The organism is Brevibacterium sediminis, from assembly GCF_024895295.1.
GTDB lineage: Bacteria > Actinomycetota > Actinomycetes > Actinomycetales > Brevibacteriaceae > Brevibacterium > Brevibacterium sediminis.
The window spans coordinates 47,611-70,825 of record NZ_JAHQRN010000009.1; the positions used below are offsets into that span (position 1 = coordinate 47,611).

Below are 23,215 nucleotides of genomic sequence, written 5' to 3' on the forward strand. Positions count from 1 at the left end.
GAGAAGGACCGCTCATGTCGACGACGACAGATGGGAAAGTCGGTTTCGGCCAGCGCACGCTGGACTGGATCGAACGCATCGGAAACAAGCTGCCCGAACCGTTCACACTGTTCCTCGGGCTGTTCATCATCACCGGCCTCGTCTCCACGGCGATGGCCATGGCCGAAGTCACCGTGGCCATTCCCGGCGGCGACGAGACCATCGCGATCAAGGGCCTGTTCACCGGGGAGGGTCTGTCGTGGCTGACCACGACGATGGGCGACAACTACATCGGGTTCCCGCCCTTGGCCACGGTGCTGCCGATTCTGCTGGCCGTCGGTGTGGCAGAGAAGTCGGGAATGCTCGCCGCGGCCGTGCGCATCGCCTTCGGTAAGAGCCCCAAGTGGCTGCTGCCGTATGCCGTCGGCTTCGTCGGGGTGGTCGGGTCGATCATGGCCGACTCGGCGTTCGTCATCATCCCGCCTTTGGCTGCGCTCGTATTCAAAGCCGCAGGACGGCATCCGATGGCCGGTCTCATCGGCGGGTTCGCCGCCACCGGTGCCGGCTATTCGACCTCGATCGTCCCTACGAGCCTCGACGCTCTGTTCGCCGGGATCACCACCTCGGTGATGGAGACCCTGCCGAACACCGATTACACCGCGGTCAACCCGGTATCGAACTACTACTTCAACATCGCCTCGTCGATTGTGTTGGCGATCATCGCCGGCTTCATCATCGACCGCCTCATCGAACCGAACATGGTGCGCAAGGGAGTGCCCCGCGAATACGCGAATGCCTCGTCGAGCGGACTGGCCCGCGAATACCAGGCACCTGACAGCCCCTACGGAGATGCCTCGGCGAAAACAGAGGGATCCTCTGAATCCTCGGACGAAGAGTCGTCCACAGAGATCAAGGCCGAACTCGAACCGGAGGAGAAGAAAGGGCTGATCTGGGCGGTCGTCTCGGGGCTCGTCCTCACCGCGGTCTTCCTCTTCGCATTCCTGCTCCCCGCTTCACCCTGGCGGAACGAGGACGGCGGATTCCTCCCGGAGTCCCCGCTGCTGTCGTCGATCGTGTTCATCGTCTTCGCCTACTTCATGCTCATGGGCGTCGTCTACGGCATCGTCGTGCACACCGTGAGATCGATGAACGACCTGGTGAGAATGATGAGCCAGTCGATCATCGACATGATGTCGTTCCTCATTCTCGCGTTCATCCTCGGCCAGTTCATCGCCCTGTTCAACTGGACGGGAATCGGTTCGTGGATCGCCGTCGCAGGGGCGTCGGGGCTCGAGGCGATCGGGCTGACAGGGTTCGCCGCGGTCATCGGCTTCATGCTCCTGGCCAGCGTGCTCAACTTGTTCATCGTGTCCGGATCGTCGATGTGGACACTCATGGCCGCCGTGTTCGTCCCGCTATTCGCCCTGCTCGGCTACGAACCGGCGTTCATCCAGGCCGGTTTCCGCGTCGGTGACTCGGCCACTCAGGTCATCACTCCGCTCAACCCGTACATGATCGTGCTGCTCGGCCTCGTTCGCCGGTATGAGCCGAACGCCGGGTTGGGCACAGTCATCTCTCGGATGTTCCCGTTCGTCATCCCGTTCTGGCTGGCCTGGGCCGTGCTGCTGGGCATCTGGTTCGTCTTCGACCTGCCGTTGGGCCCGGGCAACGGGATCCGACTGTGAGGTTCGATTGCCGATGGTGAGTCGAATCAGCGATCTTATCGTCAAAACCCCGGACCCGGCTCGGCTGAGCCGATTCTGGTGCGAAGCACTGGGCTACGAGGTGACGGCCACAGATGAAACCGGTGTCGCGATCTCCGGGGCGTCGAATGCACCGACTATTCTCTTCGAGCGTTCGAGCGATTCGTTTGGGGACAACAGTCTGCATCTCGACCTCTGTCCGACTGACCGCAGCCAGGCGGACGAACTCGAAAGACTTATGGCTTTGGGTGCCACGAAGACTGATGTCGTGCCGTCCGGAAGCTGGCATGTTCTCGCGGATCCGGACGGCAACAAGTTCTGTCTCATGGCGAAGCGCATCCCAGCAGAGCCGAACGACTTCCATGACTGAGTCCTAACCCAATCGGTGACAGAAACATGAAACGACCATGCAGTTCTGCGGATCACTGTCGAACATCCGCGGTCAGAGGACGTTCGCGACCGTTATTCCTCAGAGCATCTGCCGTACGCCTTCGCGCCAGTCGGTTGTGCCGACTGTTTCGGCCAAATCGCTGGAGGCGATGACGCAGGGTTCGTACCAGATCGGTGCCAACTGGTTGAGCTCATAGAAGGAGCGTTCGAAAGCACCGATGGCACGGGTCGCCCAGCGTGGGACTGAGAGCGGACGCTTGTGCTTCTTCTCCAGGACGTCGGCGGTGAAGTCGGCGATCTCGGCCAGTGTCGGATTTGATGCCGGTGCGATCCGCAGCTGGTGCGTCCCTGCGGGGACGTCCTTCAGATCCTCTGCCGCCTGGATCATTGCGGCTGCGTGGTCGGCGATGACGGTGATTCCGTGCGGGACATCAGTCCGTGCCGGCACCATGGCCCTACGCCCGGCGGAAACGGGTTCGGTGATGCACATCCGCACGACCGACGACCACTTTTCCGCGGTTCTGCCGAGCAGGTCCCCGGCGATGACGCTTGCGCTCGTTGCGGGATGAGAGTCACGGGCTTCGATGAGTCGCTGCCGGATTCGTCCCTTGTCCTCGACCGGAGCGAACGGTGAGGTTTCGGTGATCGGGGAGTCGAGTCCGGCGAAAGCGTAGACGGACTCAGGGAAGACGACGGGGATGCCGAGTTCTGCGGCGGTATCGAGGATCGCCGCATCGAGGCGGGGGAGAAGCTGCTCCCATGTGCGGCTGTCGTACGCGGCATGAGCACATGCGAAGATCGCATCGACTCCCGCCGCCACCTCGGCCAACTGGGCCCGATCACTCGCATCGGCCTTGAGGTGAGTTGGAGCGCTGACTGTCGTCGTGCCAGACGTTGACGACGTTTCCGATGGGGCGGTGGTGTTGGTCGCTCCGCCCGAGGCGCTGGACGAACCTCTGCCGGAGCGGGTGGCGATGCGGACATCTGTGCCTGATGCGATGAGCTGAGTCGCGATCTCCGAACCGATCTGACCATTGCCGATGACGAGTGCTGTTTTCATGACGGATCCCTTCCGATGCCTCCGATGATTAAACGAGAGCGGTGCTCTCTCGAATCAGCGTAAGGCTCGGCAGCCGACAATTCAAGAGCAGTGCTCACTGTTGTCATCATTGCTCTCGGATCGTAAGGTGAAGCCATGACTGAGACCCCGCGGCAGCGCGCCCGCATCGAAACGGAAGCGCAGATCACGGCCATCGGCAATCGCATGATCGATGACGAGGGCGTCGACGGGCTGTCGCTGCGAGCGATCGCCCGTGAGCTCGGAGTAGTCTCCAGTGCGGTGTATCGGTACGTGAAGAGTCGTGATGAACTGCTGACGATCCTCATCCGCGACGCCTTCACGCAGATCGCCGATGCTGTCGATGAGGCTTTGGCCGGGGAGCGGAGCGTCCGGGTGCTCGCGCTGGCGATGCTTGACTGGTCGCGCACGTATCCGAATCGGTGGGCGCTCATCTACGGCACTCCGATCGACGGGTATGAGGCTCCCCGTGAGGAGACCGTGGTTCCGGGAACACGCATCATGGTGGCCTTGGCGTCCTTGGTGGCGGAGTCAGCGACCGGCACCGAGGCGGCCAACGGAGCTGGCACGGCCCAGAGTGCCGACGCTCAGGAGCTGAGCGCGACGCTCGAGCCGCTGCGACAGGGACTCGACGAACTCGGACTCGACTACGACGATGCCGTGATCCTGGAGACCATCACGGTCTGGGTGGCCATCGTCGGGCTGATCAACGGTCTGCGGTTCGGCCAGTTCGGGCCGGGATTCGACCACGTCGAAGGCGATCTCATGTCCGAGGTGATCGGCCGCCTCGGCGCGTGAATCGGTGAACGTCTGCGGGCAAGGACACGACCGCCTCGGCGAGTGATGCTGTCGGTTGACGGCTGTCCTGCAGCCCAAAGAGCAAGGCACTCTCTCAACCTGGTCTCAACGCGAATGGAGGACCTGACCATGCGACGATTTGCCACGCATGCCCTACTTCCCGGCATCACCTGTGCGATTGGCGCAGGACTCTTATACGGATTTCAGGTCCTGACTGGAATCAGTGTGAGCAGTCGAGAAGTCGACCTTGATTCTCAGGTCGATTTCGCTTGGGGAACTCTTACCTTGTATCTGGGAATCGGCCTGGTGGTGGGCGTCCTCCCTGAAATCGCCTTCGGGCGACGCGGACCTAAGAAAGGCGCAGAGGGTCGAGTCCGTGAATGAGTGCGCCGCCTCGGCGAATGAGAATGCGACAACGGCCCCCGATCGAAGATCGAGGGCCGTAGCGTGAGTGGTCAGCGGGGGAGTGTCAGCGGACGGGGCCGGTGAACTTCTCTCCGGGACCTTCGCCGGGGGCGTCGGGGTATTCCGAAGCCTCGCGGAAGGCCAGCTGCAGGCTGCGCAGTCCATCGCGCAGCGGGCGGGCGTGGTGGTCGCCGATCACGGTGGCAGCACCGGTGACGAAGCCGGCCAGTGCGGTGATGAGCTTGCGGGCCTCATCGAGGTCCTGGAGGTCGGCGCCGCGACCTTCGGCGGTGTCCTCGGCCAGGCCGCACTTGACGGCGGCGGCGGACATGAGGTGGACGGCGCTGGAGGTGATGACCTCGACAGCGGGGACCTCGGCGATGTCGCGCGTAACGTCGGCGATCGCCTCGGCGGGAACAGATTCTTCAGAACTCATGCCATAAGCTTGACATATAAATCAATGCGGCGATCACACCAGGGCCTCGATGTGCGAAGAGTCATGAAGCGTAGTACACTGGTAGCTGGTGCGAAGCGGAGTCTGTCTCCCACCTTGATCGCGAAGAGCGATCGGGTCCAAAGATCTGTCCGTCAGGCATAGTCTGATCGGGTGCAGATCGAGGTGTATTCACTGAACGTACGTCTACCGTACTGCTCGTGTGTGCAGGCTCCCTTGGCATGTGTCAACGGGAGCCTTTTTCGTTGTCACGACCACATTTGAGCAAAAGGAGTGAACACATCAGCGAGACGCGCATCAATGACCGGATTCGGGTTCCCGAGGTCCGGTTGGTCGGACCCAACGGTGAACAGGTCGGTATCGTTGCCATTCGCAAGGCACTCGATCTCGCCGGCGAAGCTGGCCTCGACCTCGTCGAGGTAGCCCCGCAGGCGAAGCCACCCGTAGCCAAGCTCATGGACTACGGAAAATTCAAATACGAATCTGCCCAGAAGGCCAGAGAAGCCCGGAAGAACCAGGCGAACACTGCGCTGAAGGAGATCCGCTTCCGTCTCAAGATCGACGAACACGATTACGAGACGAAGAAGGGCCACGTCACCCGCTTCCTCGAAGGCGGCGACAAGGTCAAGGTCATGATCATGTTCCGCGGACGTGAGCAGTCCCGTCCCGAGATGGGCATCAAGCTGCTCAACCGCTTGGCCGAAGATGTGTCCGACCTTGGCTCCGTCGAATCCTCACCGCGAGTCGACGGACGCAACATGGTGATGGTCATCGCCCCGCACAAGTCAAAGTCTGACGCCAAGGCGGAGGCCCGGAAGGCATCGGCAGATGCCAAGGGCAAGTCCGCTGAGGTGAAGTCCCGTCGCGATCGGGTCGCTGCAGAGAAGAACGCAGCTCGCCCGGACGCGTGAGAAATTAAGTACGTCGCGTTCCAGGTCCATCCTGGTCTGTGCGTGTGAAGTAGTTGCCAGCGGTTGACGCGGGCAACGAATTGCAAAGGAGAACGGCACTATGCCGAAGCAGAAGACGAACAGCAGCGCCAAGAAGCGTATGCGCGTGACTGGCAGTGGCAAGATCATGCGTGAAGGCGTGAACAACCAGCACAAGTTCGAGGGCAAGTCCTCGGCTCGTAAGCGCCGCGTGTCCACCGACCAGGAACTCACCGGCGGCGACCGCGCCATGGCCCGCAAGCTTCTGGGCAAGCTCAAGGGCAGGTGAGACCCCTTTCGGGTCTTTCCTTCCCGGACAGTCTCCGGGATCTCCCACGGGCAGTCGAAAGCGGCTCCCACAGCTTGAACCAGAGTCCGGCACCGCCGGCAGATACGAACTTTTCAAAGGAGTAACACGTGGCACGTGTGAAGAGAGCGGTCAACGCTCACAAGAAGCGCCGGGTCATCCTCGACCGGGCAAGCGGCTACCGCGGACAGCGCTCGCGCCTGTACCGCAAGGCCAAGGAACAGGTCATCCACTCGCTGGTCTACAGCTACCGTGACCGTCGCAAGCGCAAGGGCGACTTCCGTCGTCTCTGGATCCAGCGCATCAACGCCGGCGCCCGCGCCAACGGTATGACCTACAACCGTTTCATCCAGGGCCTCAAGGCCGCTGGAGTCGAGGTCGACCGTCGCATGCTCGCCGAGCTCGCTGTGAACGACTCGGCCACCTTCGCGCACCTGGTCAAGGTTGCCAAGGAAGCTCTTCCTGCTGACGTCAACGCTGCGAAGACCGACGCCGCCTGAGCAGCGTCTTATCTAAACTCCGGTCACTTAAGTGACTGACCGATCGCCTCGGTGATCGACGACGGCCCCGAACTGCAGGTTCGGGGCCGTCGGTTTTTTCGCTCGGACTCGCATGGTCCCCATATCAGCTGCTGTCTCTTCGGCACCACTTCTTCTACCTCAGCATTCAACGGATCGAGAACACGGTTTCATGAAACTCCCTGACGTCATCTCCTCACCTCAGTCGAAGCGGATCAGGAACGCCGCGAAGCTGCTCAAGCGCCGTGATCGCAAGGCCACGGGGCAGTTCCTCGTCGAGGGTCCGCAGGCCGTCCGTGAGGCCCTGGCGCGCAAGGGCTCCGTCGTCGAGCTCTTCATCACCGAGGAGGCCGCCGAGGAGCATCCCTCGTTCGTCTCCACAGCAAAGCACGGGCGTATGCAGTGCAGCATCGTCACACCCGAGGTGCTCACCGAGCTCGCATCGACCGTGAACTCACAAGGCGTCGTGGCCGTGTGCAACGCCCTCGATGTGGAGCTGACCTCGGTGCTCGACAAGGAGGCGCAGCTCGTCGTCGTCCTGTCGCAAGTGCGCGATCCGGGCAATGCCGGCACGATCATTCGCCTGGCCGATGCCGCGGGTGCCGATGCCGTCGTGCTGACATCGTCGTCGGTGGATGTCTACAACGACAAGGTCGTGCGGTCGACCGCCGGTTCGCTCTTCCACATTCCCGTCGTCACCGGAGTCGGACTCTCCGAAGTGACCGAACTGGCCCGTGCGCGCGGCCTGCAGGTGCTCGCCGCCGACGCGAACGACGAAGCCCACGATCTGCACCACCCGTGGGAGACGGGTCTGGATCTGACCGCACGGACCGCTTGGGTCTTCGGCAACGAAGCTTGGGGGATGAGCGCCGAGGATCTGGAGCTGTGCGACTCATCCGTGGCCGTCCCCATCTACGGTTCGGCCGAAAGCCTCAACCTCGGCACTGCCGCCGGAGTCTGCATCTACGAGAGTGCTCGCAACCAACGGATGTGAGGGGCTGGGCGGCCTCGGTTGGTTGAGGACGGTGCTCACGACTGGCTGGCTGATCTGCGGGCGTGGTTCAATTCTGCGGTGATCTGCGCTACTGTGGCGACAAGTAACCTAGTCGATTAACAGCAGCAGTCAGGGCGGTGAGACGAGCGTGGTTGATATTGCCGATGCGCCGAAGTCTCTGGCGACGCTGCGGAGCCATCATCTCAAGGAAGCGATCGAGACAGTGGTCGTCTTCTCGGCTGTTGCGTGTATTTTCTGGGTACTCGATTTCGGTACGGGGGCCTCTCCGTCGGTACCGCAACTGCTGTTCACGGTGACGGTGCCTGTTGCACTCATCAAAGAGTATGTCGTCTACACCTCGGCGGTGAAGAGACTCGGTTTCGTCGATGTCCCGAAAACGGCGACGGCAGGAGTCTCAGCTTCCCGCGGCCGCTGAGACGCGGACGACTGTGCGCTCATCGTGCGCGAATGCCCTCCGCGACCGTCCAGCAGGTACGTAAAAACTATTCCGCCGCAGTTGCGGCCTTCGCGGTCTGCTCATTGGCGACGAGCTCCCAGATGTAGCCGTCGAGGTCAGCGAAGTAGCTCATGTACGAGCCATCGACATCTTGACCAGGATCGGCTGATCCGCCGGCGGCGACAGCACGGTCAAGTACCTCGTCGATCTCAGCACGCGTGGCGAATGCACACGAGATGATGCTGGCGCCGGGAACCGGATTCTTCGAACCGGGCTGGCCTGAGAGCTCGAGGTACTGACCGTATTCGTCGGCGGTGATGAAGAAGATGGAGAGGTTCGGCAGCTCGAAGGCGACGATGCCGTCCTCCACACCGTCGGTTTCGAGGCCGAGCCCATCGGCGTAGAAGTTCGCGGTGGACTGCGGGTCGGCGACGGGCAATGACAGGATCGTTGTCAGTGGCTTCATGCCTGCAGTCTAGTGGGGGAGACGTCGATCGCTCAGCCCCATGACGAATACGTCACTATTCCGTCGTAGACCACCATGATCACAAAGGTCACGGCTAAACAGAATCCAGTGGCGGTGAGTCCACGCCACCACCATGACGTGTGTGGTCGGAGCTGATTCAGCATCGACGGTGCAATCACCGCCGTGGCCACCCAGCCAAGGACGATAAGAAATCCAAGAAACCAGCTTCCGTACCCGAAGAACAGGTCATTGATGGCCCCGCCACACTGGAAGCCGGCTCCACCGCAGCCGATGTACTGAGCGTGCAGGTAACGGACCACGAGGTAGACAACAGCGAGCACCCCGCCTGCTGCAAACGCAACTGCGTAGGGTGCATCGCGGTCATTGGGTGAGCGTGGCCGCGAGTCCATGCACCCGACGATAACAAGGCGTGTTTTCGTTCGGGTGAACTCGCAACGACGGGGTATGTCACCGGCAGCGATTAGGGTGGGCCCATGACCACGGAGACGCCGCGACCACCGAAGATCAACCTCGGCGAACTTGCCCAGGGCTACCTCGGGGATATCGATCCCGAGGAATTCCTCGAGGGCATGGAATTCACCGATCTCGACCTCGCCGAGGTGGACGCCACCCAAGCGACGTTCCTCGACTGTCGATGGTCGAACGTCAATTTCGGCGATGTCGACGTGCCGGTCGATCTCACCGAGGCCAGGATCTCCGGCACTGAGATTACGGACTGCCGCGCCGACACGTGGACTATGTCCCGTGGAAACCTACTGCACACAGCGATCTCTGGAACACGGATCGGTGCCGGCGTTGTCTACGACAGCGTGTGGGAGAAGGTGCGATTCACCAACTGCCGTATCTCCTACCTCAACCTGCGTGGGTCGAAGCTCACCGATGTCGAGTTCCGCGACTGCAAGATCGACGAGATCGACCTCGCCCGAGCGAAGGTCAGCCGGGTCGCATTTCCGGGAAGTAACGTCGGCGTTTTCCAGTGCGAAGGCGCCACGCTCGGCAACGTCGATATCCGGGGACTGGAACCGCACAAGATCTCCGGCGTGCACTCTCTGCGCGGAGCGACCATCGACGACACCCAGCTCATGCTCTTTGCCGAACTCTTCGCCTCAGAACTCGGCATCACCGTGGAGTGAGGAGGGCCCGAAGCCGGTCGTTCTACGAACCGCCGGGCGCCGAGTCGCGGCGAGCGGTATCGCGCAGGTCGATGGCAGCACCTACTTCCTCGATCGCGGTGCGGATCATTCGTCCATAACCATCGTCGGGCAATGCGACACTGCGTTCTTCGGCGCGAGAGATGTGCTCCTGTGCGGCATCGAATGCACTCAGCCGACGGAGGTTGTCGGCGATATTGAGGTGGAGGCTGGGATAAAAGCCGGCGACCTGAAGCGACTGGTGATGTGCCTGCGCGCGTTCATCACTGAGCGAAGCAGCGGCGTCGAGAGCTCGAATGTCCCAGATGAGTGCCTCGGCTGGGTGATCGTAGAGATCGGCGAGATAGTGCGCAAGTGTGCAGCGATGGAAGGGATCGCCGGAGGGGCCGACCTCCTGCCAGAGGTCGGCTAGCTGGCGCCGAGCCGTGTCCACGTCACCTGCTCTCCCGAGTTCGACGGCTCGGCCGATCGTCTCCATCGTCGGATCTGGTGCGGCTGGTGTAGAGGTCATGGTGGTCTGTTCCTGTCTGTATCAGTGGGCGGGCGCCTGGCACGGCATGATGATGGTGGTGAAGTCTCCGTCATCAGCTGAGCGCAGGATGACGGGTTGATCCGACGCAGAGACGTCGAGGATGAGATCGTTTCCGAGCGCATTGGTCATCGCCGGATGCAGTGTCGTGAGTTCGAACCACAGAGTCAGCTCAGAGTCATCACCCGTGCCTTCGAGATCGGGGACGTCATCAGGAGCCAGAACCTGTATCCCGCTCGAGGTGAGTCGCAAACCGAGCTTTTCCAGCGGCCGCTGTTCCATCGTCCGCAACAGCTGCCTGCGGTCGACCATGCAGCGGTGGATTGCTGACGGTAGGGACTCTAAGAAGTCGGAAGTGTCCGGAAAAGGCTCTTCTATCAACGTGCACTGGCACACGGTGCCATCTTCGAGCACGACGCGCAGGAAGCCGTCGCCTGCAGCGAGAGTCACTGTCGGGCTTCTGCGGATCACTGAAACGGTGTTCCGAAGGGTAGCGCCTGATACGGTGCCTGCCCACGTCGTTCCTGCAGACCGGCTCGGCACCAGGGTACGACTGGTGAATCGGTAGCGGTCCGTCGCCGCCAATGTGAGCGCGTCCGGTTCGACGCAGAGGCGAACACCGTTGAGGACGGGGAAGCTGGGATCGTCGGTGGTAGTCGCCAGAAGCTGGTCGACTGCTGCGGCGAAGATGGGCCCTGGAAGAGCGCACAACGATGCCGAAGCCTTCGATTGCAATGACTCGGTGAGCCGTGCGGCCACCTGCTGCGATCGCGCGTTTTCAGTCGAGACCCTGCGCATATGGTCATTCAGCAGCCGCAGCGATTCCGCAGAATCGGACGCAGCTTCGGCCGCGAAGAACCGAGAGACATCGGACAGCGGCATTCCGAGCTCACGAAGCTCCCTTAGTCGCTGTGCCGTGACTACCTGTTCCTCACTGTAGAAGCGATATCCGGTCTGGGCGTCGACGTGGTCAGGGCGGAGGATGCCGGCATCGTCGTAGAATCGCAGCGCGCTCGCCGTCAGACCCACTATTCGGGCGAAGGCGCCGATCGGCATCAAGTCAGAATCAGTCACTCGAACATTGTCCGGTCTCAACCGACTTGAAAATCAACCCCTGTCACTTGTCGTCCAACCCTTCGGGACTATCCGGGGGAGTGAAGTAGGTCCTGCGCAGGTACAGCATCGCTCCACCGCAGATCGCAGCGATGACGATCGCGGTGATTGCCACGTCGATGACATCTGTTCTGCCGACCAACAGCGACGGCAGAACGAACCCGCCCACCAGCGAGCACAGCAGCACAACTCCCAACGGAACGCTGCCGATGAAGCTCCTGACCTCGAGCCTGACACCGCGCGCCCGAAACACAGACCAGACCACGATCGCCGAGGCTGCCGCCACCCCGAACATGGCCCAGAGCAGTGAATCGATCGGCCGGTCCCGCAGGAGTGCCTTGACGATCTCGCCGAGGGATCCCCACGCGCACAGCGTGGAGATCCCTAGCAGAATCGTGAAGAGCCGTGACCGTACCAATTGACCTACTGGCCGATCAGGGTCGGAAGCACCAAAAGACAGCGCTTCACCGCTTGCCCAACTCGTCGATGAGCACGCGCTTATTCTCCGAGTAGTCGACGGGCACGACCACGACGTGCACTCCGCCGACCTCGAACGCGTTCTCCAGGGCATCGCTGATGCCGTCGACATCCTCGACGCGGGTGCCGGTGGCCCCATACGACTCCGCGTACTTCACGAAGTCCGGGTTGCCGTAGGTCAGCCCGTAGTCGGGGAATCCGTCCGCGGCCTGCTTCCAACGGATCATGCCGTAGGCGTTGTCCTCGAGTATGACCACGACGAGGTCCAGCCCGAGCCTGACAGCGGTCTCCATCTCCTGGCTGTTCATCATGAACCCACCGTCGCCGACCACGGCCATGACCCGACGCTCCGGGTAGGTCAGCTTCGCCCCGATAGCCGACGGCAGGCCAGCGCCCATCGTCGCCAGAGCATTGTCGAGCAGCAGCGTATTCGCCCGGGTCGTGCGGTAGTTACGGGCGAACCAGATCTTGTACATTCCGTTGTCCAGGGCCACGATCCCATCGGTCGGCACGACGTCTCGGACCTCCTGGACGATCCGCTGCGGGATGAACCGATCCTCATCGGCTCCCTCGTGGATCTTGATGAGGATCTCATCACGCATCGGCAGGAGCGCCTCGGCGGTGGGCACGGGACCGCCGAGCGCCTCGGCGAGCTTATCCAAGGACGGACCCAGGTCACCGATGACCTCGAACTGCGGGAAATACACCTGCTCGACGATCGCAGGACGGTACCCGATGTGCACGACGGTCGGCCCGGTCTCGTCCATTGTGAACGGCGGCTTCTCCGTCGTATCGTGACCGATGGTGACGATGACATCGGCGGCATCGATCGCGTCGTGGACGTAGTCACCGGACGTCAGCGCCGCCGTGCCCATGTACAGATCCGACGCGCCCGTCACCGACCCCTTGCCCATCTGCGTGGTGACGTAGGGGATGCGCATCTGGGCGACAAAACGCGACAGCGCCTCACTGCACGAGGCCCGGGAGGCATCCGCACCGAGCATGAGCAGCGGGTTCTTCGCCTCCTTGATGACGTTCGCGGCGTTCGCAATCGCCGTATCCCCGGCGACGGGCCGAGTGTTCGTATGTGGTTCGATGAGCTCGAACCCGTCGACCGGCATCCCGGCGATGTCCTCGGGCAGCTCGAGGTGCACCGGTCCGGGACGCTCGGCCTGAGCGGCGCGGAACGCCTCCCGGACCATCGTCGGGATCATCGCCGCCGAGGTGATCTGCTTGCTCACCTTCGTCAGCGGATCCATCGTCGCCACCGTATTGACCATCTGGAACGCCGCCTGCTCGGCCGTGCGGATGCCCTTCTGGCCGGTGATCATGATGACCGGCATCCCGCCGAGGTGGGCGTACGCAGCCCCGGTCGCCAGGTTGAGCGCGCCCGGCCCCAAGGTCGTGAGCACCACACCGGGCTTGCCCGTCAGCCGACCGTAGGTGGCGGCCATGAACGCGGCCGCCTGCTCGTGGCGGGTGAGGATGAGTTCGATCGATGAGTTCCGCAGGGAGTCGACGAAGTCGAGGTTCTCCTCACCGGGAATGCCGAAGATCCGCTCGACGCCCTCGTTCTCCAAGGCTCTGACCATGACATCTGATGCACGTTGTGTCGTCATGTTCCCGACCCTACGCTTTTCTCCGCTCAGTCCCTATGACCGGCCCCACACCACCATCACCGAGGTGGCCCACCCACCCAGCGGACGCCGCCCCAGGTCCCGGCAGGGGAGACGATAGACTGGCAGGCGAAGAAGAATGACGTCCCCACAGCTACGGGCAAGTACGGACAAAAGGACATTGATGACAGACCAACTCGACCCCTTGGACGAGTCGGCCGTGAAGCAGGCCGTCGACGCGGCACTCAAGGCTTTCGCGGATGCGACGACTCTCGACGAGCTCAAGCAGGCGAAGATCGACCACACCGGCGACAAAGCCCCGCTGGCGCTCGCCAACCGAGCCATCGGCTCACTCGACAAGGCCGATAAGGCCGCCGCCGGCAAGATCGTCGGCAAGTCCAGGGGACAGGTCAAGCAGGCCCACGACGCACGCCTGGCCGAGCTCGAAGCCGAACGCGATGCGGCCGTGCTCATCGAAGAAGCCATCGACGTCACCCTGCCCACCGATCGTCGCCGCCTCGGCGCTCGCCACCCGCTGTCCCTCATCCAGGAACAGGCCGCAGACTACTTCGTCGGTCTCGGCTGGGAGGTCGCCGAAGGCCCCGAAATCGAATCCGAGTGGCTGAACTTCGACGCACTCAACTTCGGACCCGACCATCCGGCCCGCCAGATGCAGGACACGTTCTTCGTCGATCCCTCCGACGCCGGACTCGTCCTGCGCACCCACACCTCACCGGTCCAGTCACGCTCCCTGCTGCAGCGCGGCGTGCCACTCTACGTCGTGTGCCCGGGCAAGACCTTCCGCACCGACGAGCTCGACGCCACTCACACCCCGGTCTTCCACCAGATCGAAGGCATCGCCATCGACAAGGGCCTGACCATGGCCAACCTGCAGGGCACCCTCGACGGTTTTGCCCGCGAAATGTTCGGCCCCGAGTCGAAGACCCGCTTGCGCCCGAGCTTCTTCCCGTTCACCGAACCGAGTGCGGAGATGGATTTCTGGTTCCCTAACAAGGTCGGCGGCCCCGGCTGGATCGAATGGGGCGGCTGCGGAATGGTCCACCCCAACGTGTTGCGAGCCGCCGGCATCGACCCCGACGTCTACCAGGGCTTCGCCTTCGGCATGGGCATCGAGCGCACCCTGATGCTGCGCGAGGGAATCAACGATATGCATGACATGGTCGAAGGCGATGTGCGCTTCTCGGCCCGTTTCGGAATGAAGGCTTGATATGCGCGTCCCACTGAACTGGCTGGCCGACTATGTCGATCTCCCAGCCGAGACCGACCCCCATGCCCTCGCCGCCGAATTCGCGGCCATCGGACTTGAGGAAGAGGACTTCTTCGGCCCCGAGATCACCGGCCCCCTCGTCGTCGGCCGTGTGCTCGAACTCGTCAAGGAAGAGCACTCGAACGGCAAGACCGTCAACTGGTGCCGTGTCGACGTCGGCCCCGAACACAACGAGGATCTCGACGATCCGAAGGACCCGCAGCCCGGAACCGAGGTGCCCAGCCGCGGCATCATCTGCGGTGCGCACAACTTCGTGCCCGGCGACCTCATCGTCGCCTGCCTGCCCGGAGCCGTCCTGCCCGGCGACTTCGCCATCGCCGCGCGCAAGACCTACGGTCACAAGTCCGACGGCATGATCTGCTCGGCCAAGGAGCTCGGCCTCGGCGAGGATCACTCCGGAATCATCGTCCTTTCCGACTTTGGGCTGACCGGTGAGCCCGGCGATGACGCGATCACGCTGCTCGGCCTCGACCAGGTCACCCTCGACGTCAACGTCACCCCCGACCGCGGCTACCAGTTGTCGATGCGCGGCATCGGACGCGAATACGCGCAGATGAAGGGTCAGACCTTCACCGACATCGGATCCGCCGAGGTGGCTCCCACCAACGCCGCCACCGACGATGGATTCCCGGTTGCGATCGAGGACAACAACCCCATCAACGAGGTGGCCGGCTGTGACCAGTTCACGGCCCTTCAGGTCACCGGGCTTGATCCTCAGGCGAAGACTCCGTTCTGGATGCAGCGTCGCCTGCAGCAGGCGGGAATGCGTCCGATCAGCCTGACCGTGGATGTCACGAACTACGTCATGCTCGAACTCGGCCAGCCTCTGCACGCCTACGACACTTCGCTGCTCGGCGACGAGATCGTCGTGCGCCGTGCGAGTGCGGGGGAGAAGTTCACGACTCTCGACGATGTCGAGCGCAAGCTCGATCTCGAGGATCTGCTCATCACCGACCGCGGTGCTGGTGCGACTGGCAAGGGTGGAAAGATCATCGGCCTGGCCGGCGTCATGGGCGGCGCCGATGTTGAGGTCAATGACCAGACGACCGACGTCGTCATCGAGGCCGCACACTTCGACCCGATCTCGATTGCCCGCACCTCGCGTCGCCACAAGCTGTCCTCGGAGGCCTCGCGTCGCTTCGAGCGCGGCGTCGACCCGAAGCTCGGGCCTGTTGCCGCACGTCGCTGCGCGGACCTGCTCGTCGAACTCGGCGGCGGAACGCTCAGCCCAGCGACCACACAGATCGGGCAGGCTCCCGAACCGACCGTGCTCGATCTCAAGGTCGCCCGTGTGGCATCGTTGGTTGGTATCGATTACTCAGTCGCCGAGGTGACCTCACTGCTCGAGGGCATCGGCGCAACCGTGTCGACTAAGGACGATGAGACCGTGTCCGTGACCGTGCCCAGCTGGCGCACGGACATCACCGACGACGTCGACCTCATCGAGGAAGTCGCCCGCACCGGCGGCTATGACCGGATTCCGTCCGTTCAGCCCGCCGCTCGGGCCGGCAACGGACTGACGGTCGCGCAGAAGACGCGTCGCCGTGTCTCGAACCTGCTGGCCGCCGACGGATTCACCGAGGTGCTGTCCTACCCGTTCACGAACGACAAACGGGACGATCAGCTGCGGCTCGAGGCCGATGACGTGCGCCGCAAGCACGTGCGCCTGGCCAACCCGATGTCCGAAGACCTGCCGCTCATGCGCACCAACCTGCTCTCGACACTCGTCGACCTCGTGGTTCGCAACCAGGGCCGCGGGGCGAAGGACGTCGCACTGTTCGAGGCCGGACTCGTGTCCACCTCGGCGGGCCTGCCTGAGGGGCCCGGACCGCGTCACCTGCCCGGATACCACCCGAGCGATGACGAGCTGGAAAAGATCTACGCATCGGTGCCGCACCAGCCCTACCACTACGCGGGCATCATCTCCGGGAATGCGGAGATGCCCGGAGTCTGGGGCAAGGGCCGCAAGGCCGAGGCCGCCGACGTCATCGACACCGTCCGCCGGATCGCTGAAACGAACGGACTCGAGGTCACCGTCGAGGCCGATCAGATCGCTCCGTGGCATCCGGGACGGGCTGCGAAGTTCCTCCTTGCCGACGGGCAGACTCTCGGCCATGCCGGCGAGCTGCACCCGAAGGTGTGCGAGAACCTCGGCCTGCCGGCACGGACCGTCGGATTCGAGATCGATCTCGATGCGCTGCTGGCTCAGGATGACCTGCGTGCCTGGGACGGTGCGCTGTCGACCTATCCGGTGTCGCGTCAGGATGTGGCGCTCATCGTCGATGCCGAGCTGCCGACGCAGACTTTGGCCGCGACGCTGCGTGAAGGTGCGGGGGAGGAGCTCGAACTGCTCGAGACCTTCGACCTCTACACCGGCGACCAGCTGCCCGAGGGCAAGAAGTCGCTGGCGTTCCGCCTGACCTTCCGCGCCCCGGATCGTACGCTCAAGGCCGATGAGGCCTCGGCGATGCGTGAAGCGGCGACGAAGTTGGCCGCCGAGCGTCACGGCGCTGAAGTCCGCAGCTGAGAACAGTGCGTAACAGAGCCCGGTCGACCGATACAGTGGTTCGACCGGGCTCTGTCGTATTCGCGCCGACCATCGCAGCAGCGAGCACGCGAGCAACCGAACGCGCGGGCGTGAGCACCTGTTCCGCGCACCTGGACAACTGACCACCCACACCCGACCAACACCGAGGAGTCCCGATCATGTCCGAGAAGCTGCCCTACGGAACAAACATGCCGACGACCGACGGAGCCTCTGAAGCGACCGCGGTTCCGTCCGAGACGATCGCGCTCATCACCGGCGGTGCCCGCGGAATCGGGCGTCATCTGTCGGAGGCGTTCGCTAAGGCCGGTTATGACGTGATCGTGACGGCAACGTCGGCGGAGAAGGCGGAAGCTGCGGCTGATGAGATGGCTGAGGCGACCGGGGGAGCGGTGACCGGTGTCGGTCTGCGCACCGATGACATCACGGCGGTGAACCAGCTGCGTGACTCTGTCGCCGAGCTCGAGAAGTCGACGGGCAAGCGTCTGCAAGTGCTCATCAACAATGCGGGGCGCATCGAGTCGAGCGAGGGCCCGCTGTGGGATGCCGATCCGGAGAGCCTCAAAGGCGTCGTCGACGCGAACGTCACCGGGGTTGCGCTCATGGTCAATGTCTTTGCACCTGTTCTGATGGCGGGCGCCGAGGCGACCGGACGTCCCAGCAGGATCATCGACCTCAACTCGGGATCGGGGGCTAAGGGAACGCCAGCGTATGCCGTGTACTCGGCGTCGAAGGCGGCGCTGTTCCGCATCGCTGATTCGGTCGTCCACTACGGTCACGAGAAGGGGCTGCGCATCTTCGAGATGGCTCCTGGCGTCGTCGAGACGGCGATGACGAAGTCGATGCCGGTTCATGATTTCCGTCAGGGCGATGATTGGACCTCACCCGAGCAGGTCACGGGTCTCGCCTTGGCTCTGGCCTCGGGGACACTAGATGCGTTCACCGGGCGGTACGTCCGTGCGGGTAAGGATTCGGAGGAGTCCCTGATCGCCGAGGCGGTCGGTGGATTAGCAGATTCGACCCGCCGGCTCGTGCTTGGCTGACCGCGTCGCGAGGTGCTGAGGAGCACGCGACTCAAGCGAGGTTCTCGATTGAGCCGCGTGCTCATCAAAGCCCGTTCATCGTCGGTCCTGCGACCGGCGGTTGCGGAGAATCGGAATCATCAGAACGAGTGCACCGATGATGGGCAGCAATGCCCACAGCGGGTACCGGCCGTTGTTCGGGTCGGCCAGGAAAGCCACGTTCACGATCAGCCCGATGCCGAGAAGAATCCACGCAGTCAATTTCAAAACTGTGAACACCGCCGTTCTCCTGTCTCATTGGATGTGATCGTGAGCGACGCTACCAGCTGTGCTTGTCTGTCGAATACGATGATTGCTGCCTCACTTCCACGACGCACGGACGGCTGGATTCGTTGAGGTGCCACACCGCTGTGTATGAGGAGGCAGGCGTGATTCGGACGTTGCTCATCGACAATGCTGATTCGTTCACCCTCAATCTCTTCCATCTCCTCGCCGAGGTCAACGGGTGTGCGCCGACGCTCGTGCCCAACGACTGGGAAGAATTCGAGCTGAGCGTGCTCGACGAGTTCGACAACGTCGTCATCTCCCCGGGACCGGGAACTCCGGAGCGGCCGGCCGACTTCGGCATCTGCGCCGAGGTGATCGAACATTCCCCGATCCCGGTGCTCGGCGTGTGTCTCGGTCATCAGGGGATCGCTCGTGTGCACGGGGGAGCCGTGGTGCACTCTCCGGAGCCCCGGCACGGTCGGGTTTCTCAGATCAGTCACACCGGCAACGAGCTGTTCGCCGGTATCCCTTCGCCGTTCTCGGCGGTGCGGTATCACTCGCTCGCAGCGACGGACTTGCCCGACTGTTTGGAAGCGACCGCGTGGTCGGAAGACGGAGTCATCCAGGCGCTGCGGCATCGGACCAAGTCGCAGTGGGGAGTTCAGTTCCATCCGGAATCGATCGCGTCCGAGCAGGCACGGACGCTACTGCAGAACTTTGCCGAGCTGACTGAGGCGTGGAACCGCCGCGGTCAGCACGAGAATGACCTGCCGGCTACGGAAGATTGGGTTGGCAAGGATTTGGCCTCCGGTTCCGACGTCCCCGCGGGGACGTGCGGAGTACTCGATCCGTCCCAAAGGACCACCAGTCTCTCTAACCCTCGACACCATTACATACTCGACTCCGATGTGCTCCCACAAAAGGTCTCCGACGAACGTCTCTTCGCCGAGCTCTTCGGTGATGAACCCGAGGCCGTCTGGCTCGACGGAAACTTACCTGGCAACGACTCGTCCCGGTTCTCAATCATGGGTGCACCGACTGGTCCGCTGAGCAATGTAGCGACCGCTTCGGTGCCGGAAGGGACTGTCGAAGTTCGCTCGGCCAGTGGCGAATCAGAGAACATCATTCAGTCGTCCGGATTCTTCGACTGGCTCGATGTCGAGCTCGCTGGCACGACTGTCTCAGTGTCAGGCACATGGGTTGAACCGCCCAGCGCCGGATCCGAAATCCCCGACATGCGTGCGGACAACCACGATCTGCCGTTCGATTTCCGCCTTGGGTGGGTTGGTTATCTCGGCTACGAGCTCAAGACCGAGGTCGGCTCGCCGAACCTGCACGATTCCGACTTGCCTGACGCCGTCATGATGTTCCTTGATCGCGCACTTGTCATCGACCATGACACCAATAGCATTCACCTTCTGGCACTGCGTCGTGACGACGACCCCGCAGACCGCGCGACAAACCAAGAATGGCTCGACCACACACGCACACGGATTGCATCGATCTCCCCTGATGAGGTCACTGGGACTCACCAACCGAGCACCACCTCGGCGAAGGCCGACACCGCAACCCCAGAGGAACGGCGCAATCCAACCCTCGAGGCACGGCACAGTCGGCACGAGTACCTCGACCTCATCGACCAAGTGCAAGAGAAGATCACCGATGGCGAGACCTACGAAGTCTGCCTGACGAACATGCTCGAAGGCACCGCCGACCCGCACGAGACTCCGCTGGAGATGTACCTGCGGCTGCGCGCGGACAACCCGACGCCGTTCGGGGCGTTCATTCGGACGCGAGAGGCATCGATTCTCAGTACCTCGCCTGAGCGTTTTCTGCGCATCGGTGCCGGCGGTCGGGTGGAGTCGAAGCCGATCAAGGGCACTCGGCCCAGGGGAGCGAACCCGGACGAGGACGAGGCGATCAAGGCTGAGCTGGCCGCCTCGGTGAAGGATCGGTCGGAGAACCTCATGATCGTCGATCTCGTCCGGCACGACCTCGGGCGCACGGCCGAACTGGGGTCGGTGCAGGTGGACACGCTGTTCGGGATCGAATCCTATGCGACGGTGCATCAGATGGTTTCGACGGTGAGTTCACGCCTGGCCGAGGACGCCAGTCCGGTGGCGTGTGTGCGGGCGGCGTTCCCACCGGGGTCGATGACCGGGGCGCCGAAGCTGCGGACGATGGCGATCATCGATGAGCTCGAGGCCGGCCCGCGTGGGGTGTACAGCGGCGCGGTCGGGTATTTCTCGCTCGGCGGTGCCGTCGATCTCAGCGTCGTCATCCGCACGCTCGTCGTCCAGGGTGAGAAGTTGAGGTATGGGGTCGGCGGAGCGATCGTCGCACTCTCAGATTCCGAGGAGGAGTACGAGGAGACCGTGGTAAAGGCGGCTCCGGTGCTGAGGTTGCTCGGTGGAACGGAGTTCCCCGGCGAGGTGGTCGTTCATGCGGACGATCCGTCCGAACTGAGGACACATAACCATTCGACTGAGCAGATTGGCGATGTTGGCTTCCACACCATGATTCCCGCCGAGGAGGCCGGACCGACCGATACCGCTGTGGCCGAACACTCGGGTGGAGTTGAGCGATGAACGTGTGGCTGTGGAATCAACAGGATCGCCGTTTCGAGGAGCCACCGGCTGACATCAGTTCCTCGACGCTGATGGCTGCCGATTCGTGGTTTGTTGAAGACGGGCGGGTACGAGCGCTCGAACGCCATCGGGCACGGTTCGCTAGTGCGGCTTCCGAGATGGGAATCGGTGAGACGGTCACCGATGATTTCTGGGCGGCAGTGGTCGAGGAGATCCCGGAGACGGGGGAGTGGTTCCCACGTGTGGACGTCCTCGAGGTTTCGCCTGACGCCGATCGTGAGTTGGCATTCCGATTGCGACCGGCACCGCCTCGGACTCGTGAGTTGCGGGTTCTCGTCCCGTCACATTCCGACCCGCGCACTACCCCGTGCCGCAAAGGTCCGGATATCGCATTGCTTGAGGGGCTGCGGACGGATGCCCGTGAGCAGTATGGCTGTGACGAGGTATTGCTCATCAATGGGGACGGGTACGTCATCGAGGGAGCAACGACGAGCCTGCTGTGGTGGGACGAAGAGACCCTCTGCGCACCGGATCCGGAGTTGGGAGCGCTGCCGGGAGTCACCTCGGCGGTGATCCTCGAGGAGGCTCGCGCTCGGTCGGTACCGGTCGAGTTTCGGCGGTTGCGGCCCGAGGAACTTTTCGGGCACGAGGTATGGCTCGTCAACGCGCTCCATGGGATTCGGCGAGTGCGTGAATTCGTTGATGGGCGTGACTTTCACGACAGTGCGCAGCGCGGCGGCGAGCCGAATCAGGCTTGGACTAAGCGTAGAAGCGGGCACCGTGCGGATGCGGTCCGACTCGGTCGTTGGCGTGAATGGTTGGAAACGATTAAGGTCGCTCCGGGCATGTGAAAACTGACAAGCTAGTCTGTCTTTCCGACTGACAAGTTTGTTTGCTGTGTGAGGGAGTTCTGTGACCGGAGGTTCGAGGTTTGTCGCGACCACCAGCTATTCCGGAAGCGCGTTCGAGCGTGAGTATTCGGTAACGGCGAAACATACTCCCTGGAAGACGACGGTCACAGCGGTCTCTATCGACGATGTCGAGTATCCAATCGGTCGGCGATCTTCGGCAGGCACCGAGGACGAGCCTGAGGTAGCCGTCCGAGCGAGTGGATGGCTGAAGACTCGGCTCAAAGTTCATCGGCGGACCGACATTGGATCGATGCCTCCGCGGGAAGAAATTCTCGTGACGAGTGCGGCGATGGGCGGTGCTGGTGAGGTCGAGGTCCGGAAAGATCTCGATCTTGTGCCCTTGCTGCCCGAGGCCGGCAGTCGTTCAGAGGCGCGTGAGCGTCGACGTGCGGCGCATCCGGAGAGATACGCCCTGTTCTCGGGGCTGACGATGCTGGTGCGGTTGCTTCTCCCGTTGCTTGGGCTGGGCGCCTTGCTTGCTTGGTTGTTAGATCCGATTGCACGATGGATGAAGAACCATTTGTGGCCGTGGTTTGAGCCGATCGCTCACTGGTTGCAGTCGGTGCTGGCTCCGGTCGGTGAGTTTTTCGAGTGGCTGTTCAATCTGCTGTTCGGGTGGATCCCGGACATATCCCTGGGAGTCCCGGACTGGGTGACGACCACCTTACGTATTGGGTTGCTTGTCCTGCTGGCCTATTTCGCAAGTCGCAGTAATCTCAAACGCCGTCAGAAGAAGATTGAAGAGGCTCGGATGCCGGAATCAGCGGGATCTAGCGAACCTGAATAATGATGGCGACGATGGCGGTGGCAAGGGCGAGGCAGATGCCAAGTGAGAGTAAGCCCTTCCACCACCAGCGCAAGTTTTTGATCAGGCCGACCAGCGACGTCACGACCAGACCGAGGACGAGCCACCCGAAAGTCACCGGCAGGCCGATGAGGAACCCGAGGAACTCAATTCCTTGTCGTTCGGTTTCAAAGCAGCCGAAGCCCGCACCTTGACAGGGATTGCCGACCGCAGTGTCGGACGCCAGCAGCCACGTGATGAAGAAGATGACGAAAGCAACGAACCACACGCCGAAGATGATCAGTAGTGGGCCCCACCGATCGATTCCCGCTTTCGGCGAGACCTGAGTTGTCATGTGCTGACTGTAGTTCGGACAGGCTCCCTGCGGTAACCCCTAGAGAATCAGCAGTTGGGGACTTTCAGGA

At 62.7% G+C, this 23,215-nt stretch carries 25 protein-coding genes; 15 read left to right on the plus strand and 10 right to left on the minus strand.

What is annotated here, in order from left to right; translation table 11 throughout:
- Positions 1 to 14 precede the first annotated feature (14 nt).
- Together KTJ89_RS17170 and KTJ89_RS17175 are read left to right on the plus strand one after the other, a co-directional pair.
- A complete protein-coding gene (locus KTJ89_RS17170) occupies positions 15 to 1,664 on the plus strand; it encodes an AbgT family transporter (protein WP_259358653.1) in 1,650 nt (549 codons plus the stop codon).
- A gap of 13 nt (positions 1,665 to 1,677) precedes the next feature.
- Positions 1,678 to 2,052, plus strand: coding sequence for a VOC family protein (locus KTJ89_RS17175; protein WP_259358655.1), 375 nt, complete (start codon positions 1,678 to 1,680; stop codon positions 2,050 to 2,052).
- Positions 2,053 to 2,151: 99 nt separating this feature from the next.
- Here the strand turns inward: KTJ89_RS17175 and KTJ89_RS17180 are convergent, their stop codons facing one another.
- Positions 2,152 to 3,132 carry an NmrA family NAD(P)-binding protein gene (locus tag KTJ89_RS17180; protein WP_259358656.1) on the minus strand — a complete coding sequence of 327 codons (981 nt, stop codon included), beginning with the start codon at positions 3,130 to 3,132 and terminating at the stop codon, positions 2,152 to 2,154.
- A gap of 135 nt (positions 3,133 to 3,267) precedes the next feature.
- On the opposite strand from KTJ89_RS17180, the gene KTJ89_RS17185 reads away from it, so the two are divergent.
- Complete coding sequence (locus KTJ89_RS17185) at positions 3,268 to 3,948, plus strand: TetR/AcrR family transcriptional regulator (RefSeq protein WP_139908371.1); 681 nt, start codon at positions 3,268 to 3,270, stop codon at positions 3,946 to 3,948.
- A gap of 469 nt (positions 3,949 to 4,417) precedes the next feature.
- Here the strand turns inward: KTJ89_RS17185 and KTJ89_RS17190 are convergent, their stop codons facing one another.
- Entirely contained in the window at positions 4,418 to 4,789 is a 372-nt protein-coding gene (locus tag KTJ89_RS17190) for a DUF1844 domain-containing protein (protein ID WP_039206663.1), read from the minus strand.
- 278 nt (positions 4,790 to 5,067) lie between these two features.
- Between KTJ89_RS17190 and infC the strand changes: the two genes are divergently transcribed.
- The 5 genes from infC (at position 5,068) to KTJ89_RS17215 (ending at position 7,991) form a co-directional block, all read left to right on the plus strand.
- A complete protein-coding gene (infC, locus tag KTJ89_RS17195) occupies positions 5,068 to 5,718 on the plus strand; it encodes a translation initiation factor IF-3 (protein WP_229664191.1) in 651 nt (216 codons plus the stop codon).
- 100 nt (positions 5,719 to 5,818) lie between these two features.
- Positions 5,819 to 6,025, plus strand: a complete 207-nt coding sequence (rpmI, locus tag KTJ89_RS17200) for a 50S ribosomal protein L35 (protein ID WP_039206667.1) — start codon at positions 5,819 to 5,821, stop codon at positions 6,023 to 6,025.
- Positions 6,026 to 6,153: 128 nt separating this feature from the next.
- On the plus strand, positions 6,154 to 6,543 hold the full coding sequence (gene rplT, locus KTJ89_RS17205; RefSeq protein ID WP_039206669.1) for a 50S ribosomal protein L20: 390 nt from the start codon (positions 6,154 to 6,156) through the stop codon (positions 6,541 to 6,543).
- Positions 6,544 to 6,733: 190 nt separating this feature from the next.
- Positions 6,734 to 7,555 (plus strand): TrmH family RNA methyltransferase, encoded by an 822-nt coding sequence (locus tag KTJ89_RS17210; RefSeq protein ID WP_259358657.1) that lies wholly within the window; start codon positions 6,734 to 6,736, stop codon positions 7,553 to 7,555.
- A 148-nt stretch (positions 7,556 to 7,703) separates the two neighbouring features.
- Positions 7,704 to 7,991: a hypothetical protein gene (locus KTJ89_RS17215; RefSeq protein ID WP_172174463.1), complete on the plus strand. Its 288-nt coding sequence runs from the start codon at positions 7,704 to 7,706 to the stop codon at positions 7,989 to 7,991.
- A gap of 67 nt (positions 7,992 to 8,058) precedes the next feature.
- Here the strand turns inward: KTJ89_RS17215 and KTJ89_RS17220 are convergent, their stop codons facing one another.
- Together KTJ89_RS17220 and KTJ89_RS17225 are read right to left on the minus strand one after the other, a co-directional pair.
- Positions 8,059 to 8,478 carry a VOC family protein gene (locus KTJ89_RS17220; protein WP_259358658.1) on the minus strand — a complete coding sequence of 140 codons (420 nt, stop codon included), beginning with the start codon at positions 8,476 to 8,478 and terminating at the stop codon, positions 8,059 to 8,061.
- 32 nt (positions 8,479 to 8,510) lie between these two features.
- Positions 8,511 to 8,888: a hypothetical protein gene (locus KTJ89_RS17225; RefSeq protein WP_259358659.1), complete on the minus strand. Its 378-nt coding sequence runs from the start codon at positions 8,886 to 8,888 to the stop codon at positions 8,511 to 8,513.
- 84 nt (positions 8,889 to 8,972) lie between these two features.
- On the opposite strand from KTJ89_RS17225, the gene KTJ89_RS17230 reads away from it, so the two are divergent.
- Positions 8,973 to 9,632 (plus strand): pentapeptide repeat-containing protein, encoded by a 660-nt coding sequence (locus tag KTJ89_RS17230; protein ID WP_259358660.1) that lies wholly within the window; start codon positions 8,973 to 8,975, stop codon positions 9,630 to 9,632.
- Between the two features lie 22 nt (positions 9,633 to 9,654).
- On the opposite strand, the gene KTJ89_RS17235 is transcribed toward KTJ89_RS17230, so the two are convergent.
- The 4 genes from KTJ89_RS17235 to KTJ89_RS17250 are packed head-to-tail and all read right to left on the minus strand — an operon-like array spanning position 9,655 to position 13,388.
- Positions 9,655 to 10,161, minus strand: a complete 507-nt coding sequence (locus KTJ89_RS17235; RefSeq protein ID WP_259358661.1) for a hypothetical protein — start codon at positions 10,159 to 10,161, stop codon at positions 9,655 to 9,657.
- 21 nt (positions 10,162 to 10,182) lie between these two features.
- Positions 10,183 to 11,253: a DNA polymerase III subunit beta family protein gene (locus KTJ89_RS17240; RefSeq protein WP_259358662.1), complete on the minus strand. Its 1,071-nt coding sequence runs from the start codon at positions 11,251 to 11,253 to the stop codon at positions 10,183 to 10,185.
- Between the two features lie 43 nt (positions 11,254 to 11,296).
- Entirely contained in the window at positions 11,297 to 11,710 is a 414-nt protein-coding gene (locus KTJ89_RS17245; RefSeq protein ID WP_259358663.1) for a hypothetical protein, read from the minus strand.
- Between the two features lie 46 nt (positions 11,711 to 11,756).
- Positions 11,757 to 13,388 carry an acetolactate synthase large subunit gene (locus tag KTJ89_RS17250; RefSeq protein WP_259358664.1) on the minus strand — a complete coding sequence of 544 codons (1,632 nt, stop codon included), beginning with the start codon at positions 13,386 to 13,388 and terminating at the stop codon, positions 11,757 to 11,759.
- Positions 13,389 to 13,569: 181 nt separating this feature from the next.
- Between KTJ89_RS17250 and pheS the strand changes: the two genes are divergently transcribed.
- From pheS to KTJ89_RS17265, 3 genes are all read left to right on the plus strand, one after another.
- Complete coding sequence (gene pheS / locus KTJ89_RS17255) at positions 13,570 to 14,613, plus strand: phenylalanine--tRNA ligase subunit alpha (RefSeq protein ID WP_259358665.1); 1,044 nt, start codon at positions 13,570 to 13,572, stop codon at positions 14,611 to 14,613.
- A gap of 1 nt (position 14,614) precedes the next feature.
- A complete protein-coding gene (gene pheT / locus KTJ89_RS17260) occupies positions 14,615 to 17,200 on the plus strand; it encodes a phenylalanine--tRNA ligase subunit beta (protein ID WP_259358666.1) in 2,586 nt (861 codons plus the stop codon).
- A 179-nt stretch (positions 17,201 to 17,379) separates the two neighbouring features.
- Positions 17,380 to 18,261, plus strand: a complete 882-nt coding sequence (locus KTJ89_RS17265) for an SDR family oxidoreductase (protein WP_259358667.1) — start codon at positions 17,380 to 17,382, stop codon at positions 18,259 to 18,261.
- Positions 18,262 to 18,336: 75 nt separating this feature from the next.
- On the opposite strand, the gene KTJ89_RS17270 is transcribed toward KTJ89_RS17265, so the two are convergent.
- Positions 18,337 to 18,501 (minus strand): hypothetical protein, encoded by a 165-nt coding sequence (locus KTJ89_RS17270; protein WP_259358668.1) that lies wholly within the window; start codon positions 18,499 to 18,501, stop codon positions 18,337 to 18,339.
- Positions 18,502 to 18,668: 167 nt separating this feature from the next.
- On the opposite strand from KTJ89_RS17270, the gene pabB reads away from it, so the two are divergent.
- The 3 genes from pabB to KTJ89_RS17285 all read left to right on the plus strand — a co-directional run bounded on the left by pabB (position 18,669) and on the right by KTJ89_RS17285 (position 22,793).
- Entirely contained in the window at positions 18,669 to 21,095 is a 2,427-nt protein-coding gene (pabB, locus tag KTJ89_RS17275) for an aminodeoxychorismate synthase component I (protein WP_259358669.1), read from the plus strand.
- The gene (locus KTJ89_RS17280; RefSeq protein WP_259358670.1) at positions 21,092 to 21,946 is read left to right on the plus strand and encodes an aminotransferase class IV; all 855 of its coding nucleotides are present in this window, start codon (positions 21,092 to 21,094) and stop codon (positions 21,944 to 21,946) included. Before pabB ends, KTJ89_RS17280 begins: the two co-directional genes overlap by 4 nt.
- A 61-nt stretch (positions 21,947 to 22,007) precedes the next feature.
- Entirely contained in the window at positions 22,008 to 22,793 is a 786-nt protein-coding gene (locus KTJ89_RS17285) for a hypothetical protein (RefSeq protein ID WP_259358671.1), read from the plus strand.
- Here the strand turns inward: KTJ89_RS17285 and KTJ89_RS17290 are convergent.
- Positions 22,777 to 23,145: a hypothetical protein gene (locus KTJ89_RS17290; RefSeq protein ID WP_259358672.1), complete on the minus strand. Its 369-nt coding sequence runs from the start codon at positions 23,143 to 23,145 to the stop codon at positions 22,777 to 22,779. The genes KTJ89_RS17285 and KTJ89_RS17290 overlap by 17 nt on opposite strands.
- Positions 23,146 to 23,215: the final 70 nt, after the last annotated feature.

What these genes read in the sequence shown, in the direction of transcription:
- KTJ89_RS17170 (WP_259358653.1), top strand. Translation starts at nt 15, where the DNA reads ATGTCGACGACGACAGATGGGAAAGTCGGTTTCGGCCAGCGCACGCTG.
- KTJ89_RS17175 (WP_259358655.1), top strand. Translation starts at nt 1,678, where the DNA reads ATGGTGAGTCGAATCAGCGATCTTATCGTCAAAACCCCGGACCCGGCT.
- KTJ89_RS17180 (WP_259358656.1), bottom strand. Translation starts at nt 3,132, where the DNA reads ATGAAAACAGCACTCGTCATCGGCAATGGTCAGATCGGTTCGGAGATC.
- KTJ89_RS17185 (WP_139908371.1), top strand. Translation starts at nt 3,268, where the DNA reads ATGACTGAGACCCCGCGGCAGCGCGCCCGCATCGAAACGGAAGCGCAG.
- KTJ89_RS17190 (WP_039206663.1), bottom strand. Translation starts at nt 4,789, where the DNA reads ATGAGTTCTGAAGAATCTGTTCCCGCCGAGGCGATCGCCGACGTTACG.
- rpmI (WP_039206667.1), top strand. Translation starts at nt 5,819, where the DNA reads ATGCCGAAGCAGAAGACGAACAGCAGCGCCAAGAAGCGTATGCGCGTG.
- KTJ89_RS17210 (WP_259358657.1), top strand. Translation starts at nt 6,734, where the DNA reads ATGAAACTCCCTGACGTCATCTCCTCACCTCAGTCGAAGCGGATCAGG.
- KTJ89_RS17220 (WP_259358658.1), bottom strand. Translation starts at nt 8,478, where the DNA reads ATGAAGCCACTGACAACGATCCTGTCATTGCCCGTCGCCGACCCGCAG.
- KTJ89_RS17225 (WP_259358659.1), bottom strand. Translation starts at nt 8,888, where the DNA reads ATGGACTCGCGGCCACGCTCACCCAATGACCGCGATGCACCCTACGCA.
- KTJ89_RS17230 (WP_259358660.1), top strand. Translation starts at nt 8,973, where the DNA reads ATGACCACGGAGACGCCGCGACCACCGAAGATCAACCTCGGCGAACTT.
- KTJ89_RS17235 (WP_259358661.1), bottom strand. Translation starts at nt 10,161, where the DNA reads ATGACCTCTACACCAGCCGCACCAGATCCGACGATGGAGACGATCGGC.
- KTJ89_RS17250 (WP_259358664.1), bottom strand. Translation starts at nt 13,388, where the DNA reads ATGACGACACAACGTGCATCAGATGTCATGGTCAGAGCCTTGGAGAAC.
- pheS (WP_259358665.1), top strand. Translation starts at nt 13,570, where the DNA reads ATGACAGACCAACTCGACCCCTTGGACGAGTCGGCCGTGAAGCAGGCC.
- pheT (WP_259358666.1), top strand. Translation starts at nt 14,615, where the DNA reads ATGCGCGTCCCACTGAACTGGCTGGCCGACTATGTCGATCTCCCAGCC.
- KTJ89_RS17265 (WP_259358667.1), top strand. Translation starts at nt 17,380, where the DNA reads ATGTCCGAGAAGCTGCCCTACGGAACAAACATGCCGACGACCGACGGA.
- KTJ89_RS17280 (WP_259358670.1), top strand. Translation starts at nt 21,092, where the DNA reads ATGAACGTGTGGCTGTGGAATCAACAGGATCGCCGTTTCGAGGAGCCA.
- KTJ89_RS17290 (WP_259358672.1), bottom strand. Translation starts at nt 23,145, where the DNA reads ATGACAACTCAGGTCTCGCCGAAAGCGGGAATCGATCGGTGGGGCCCA.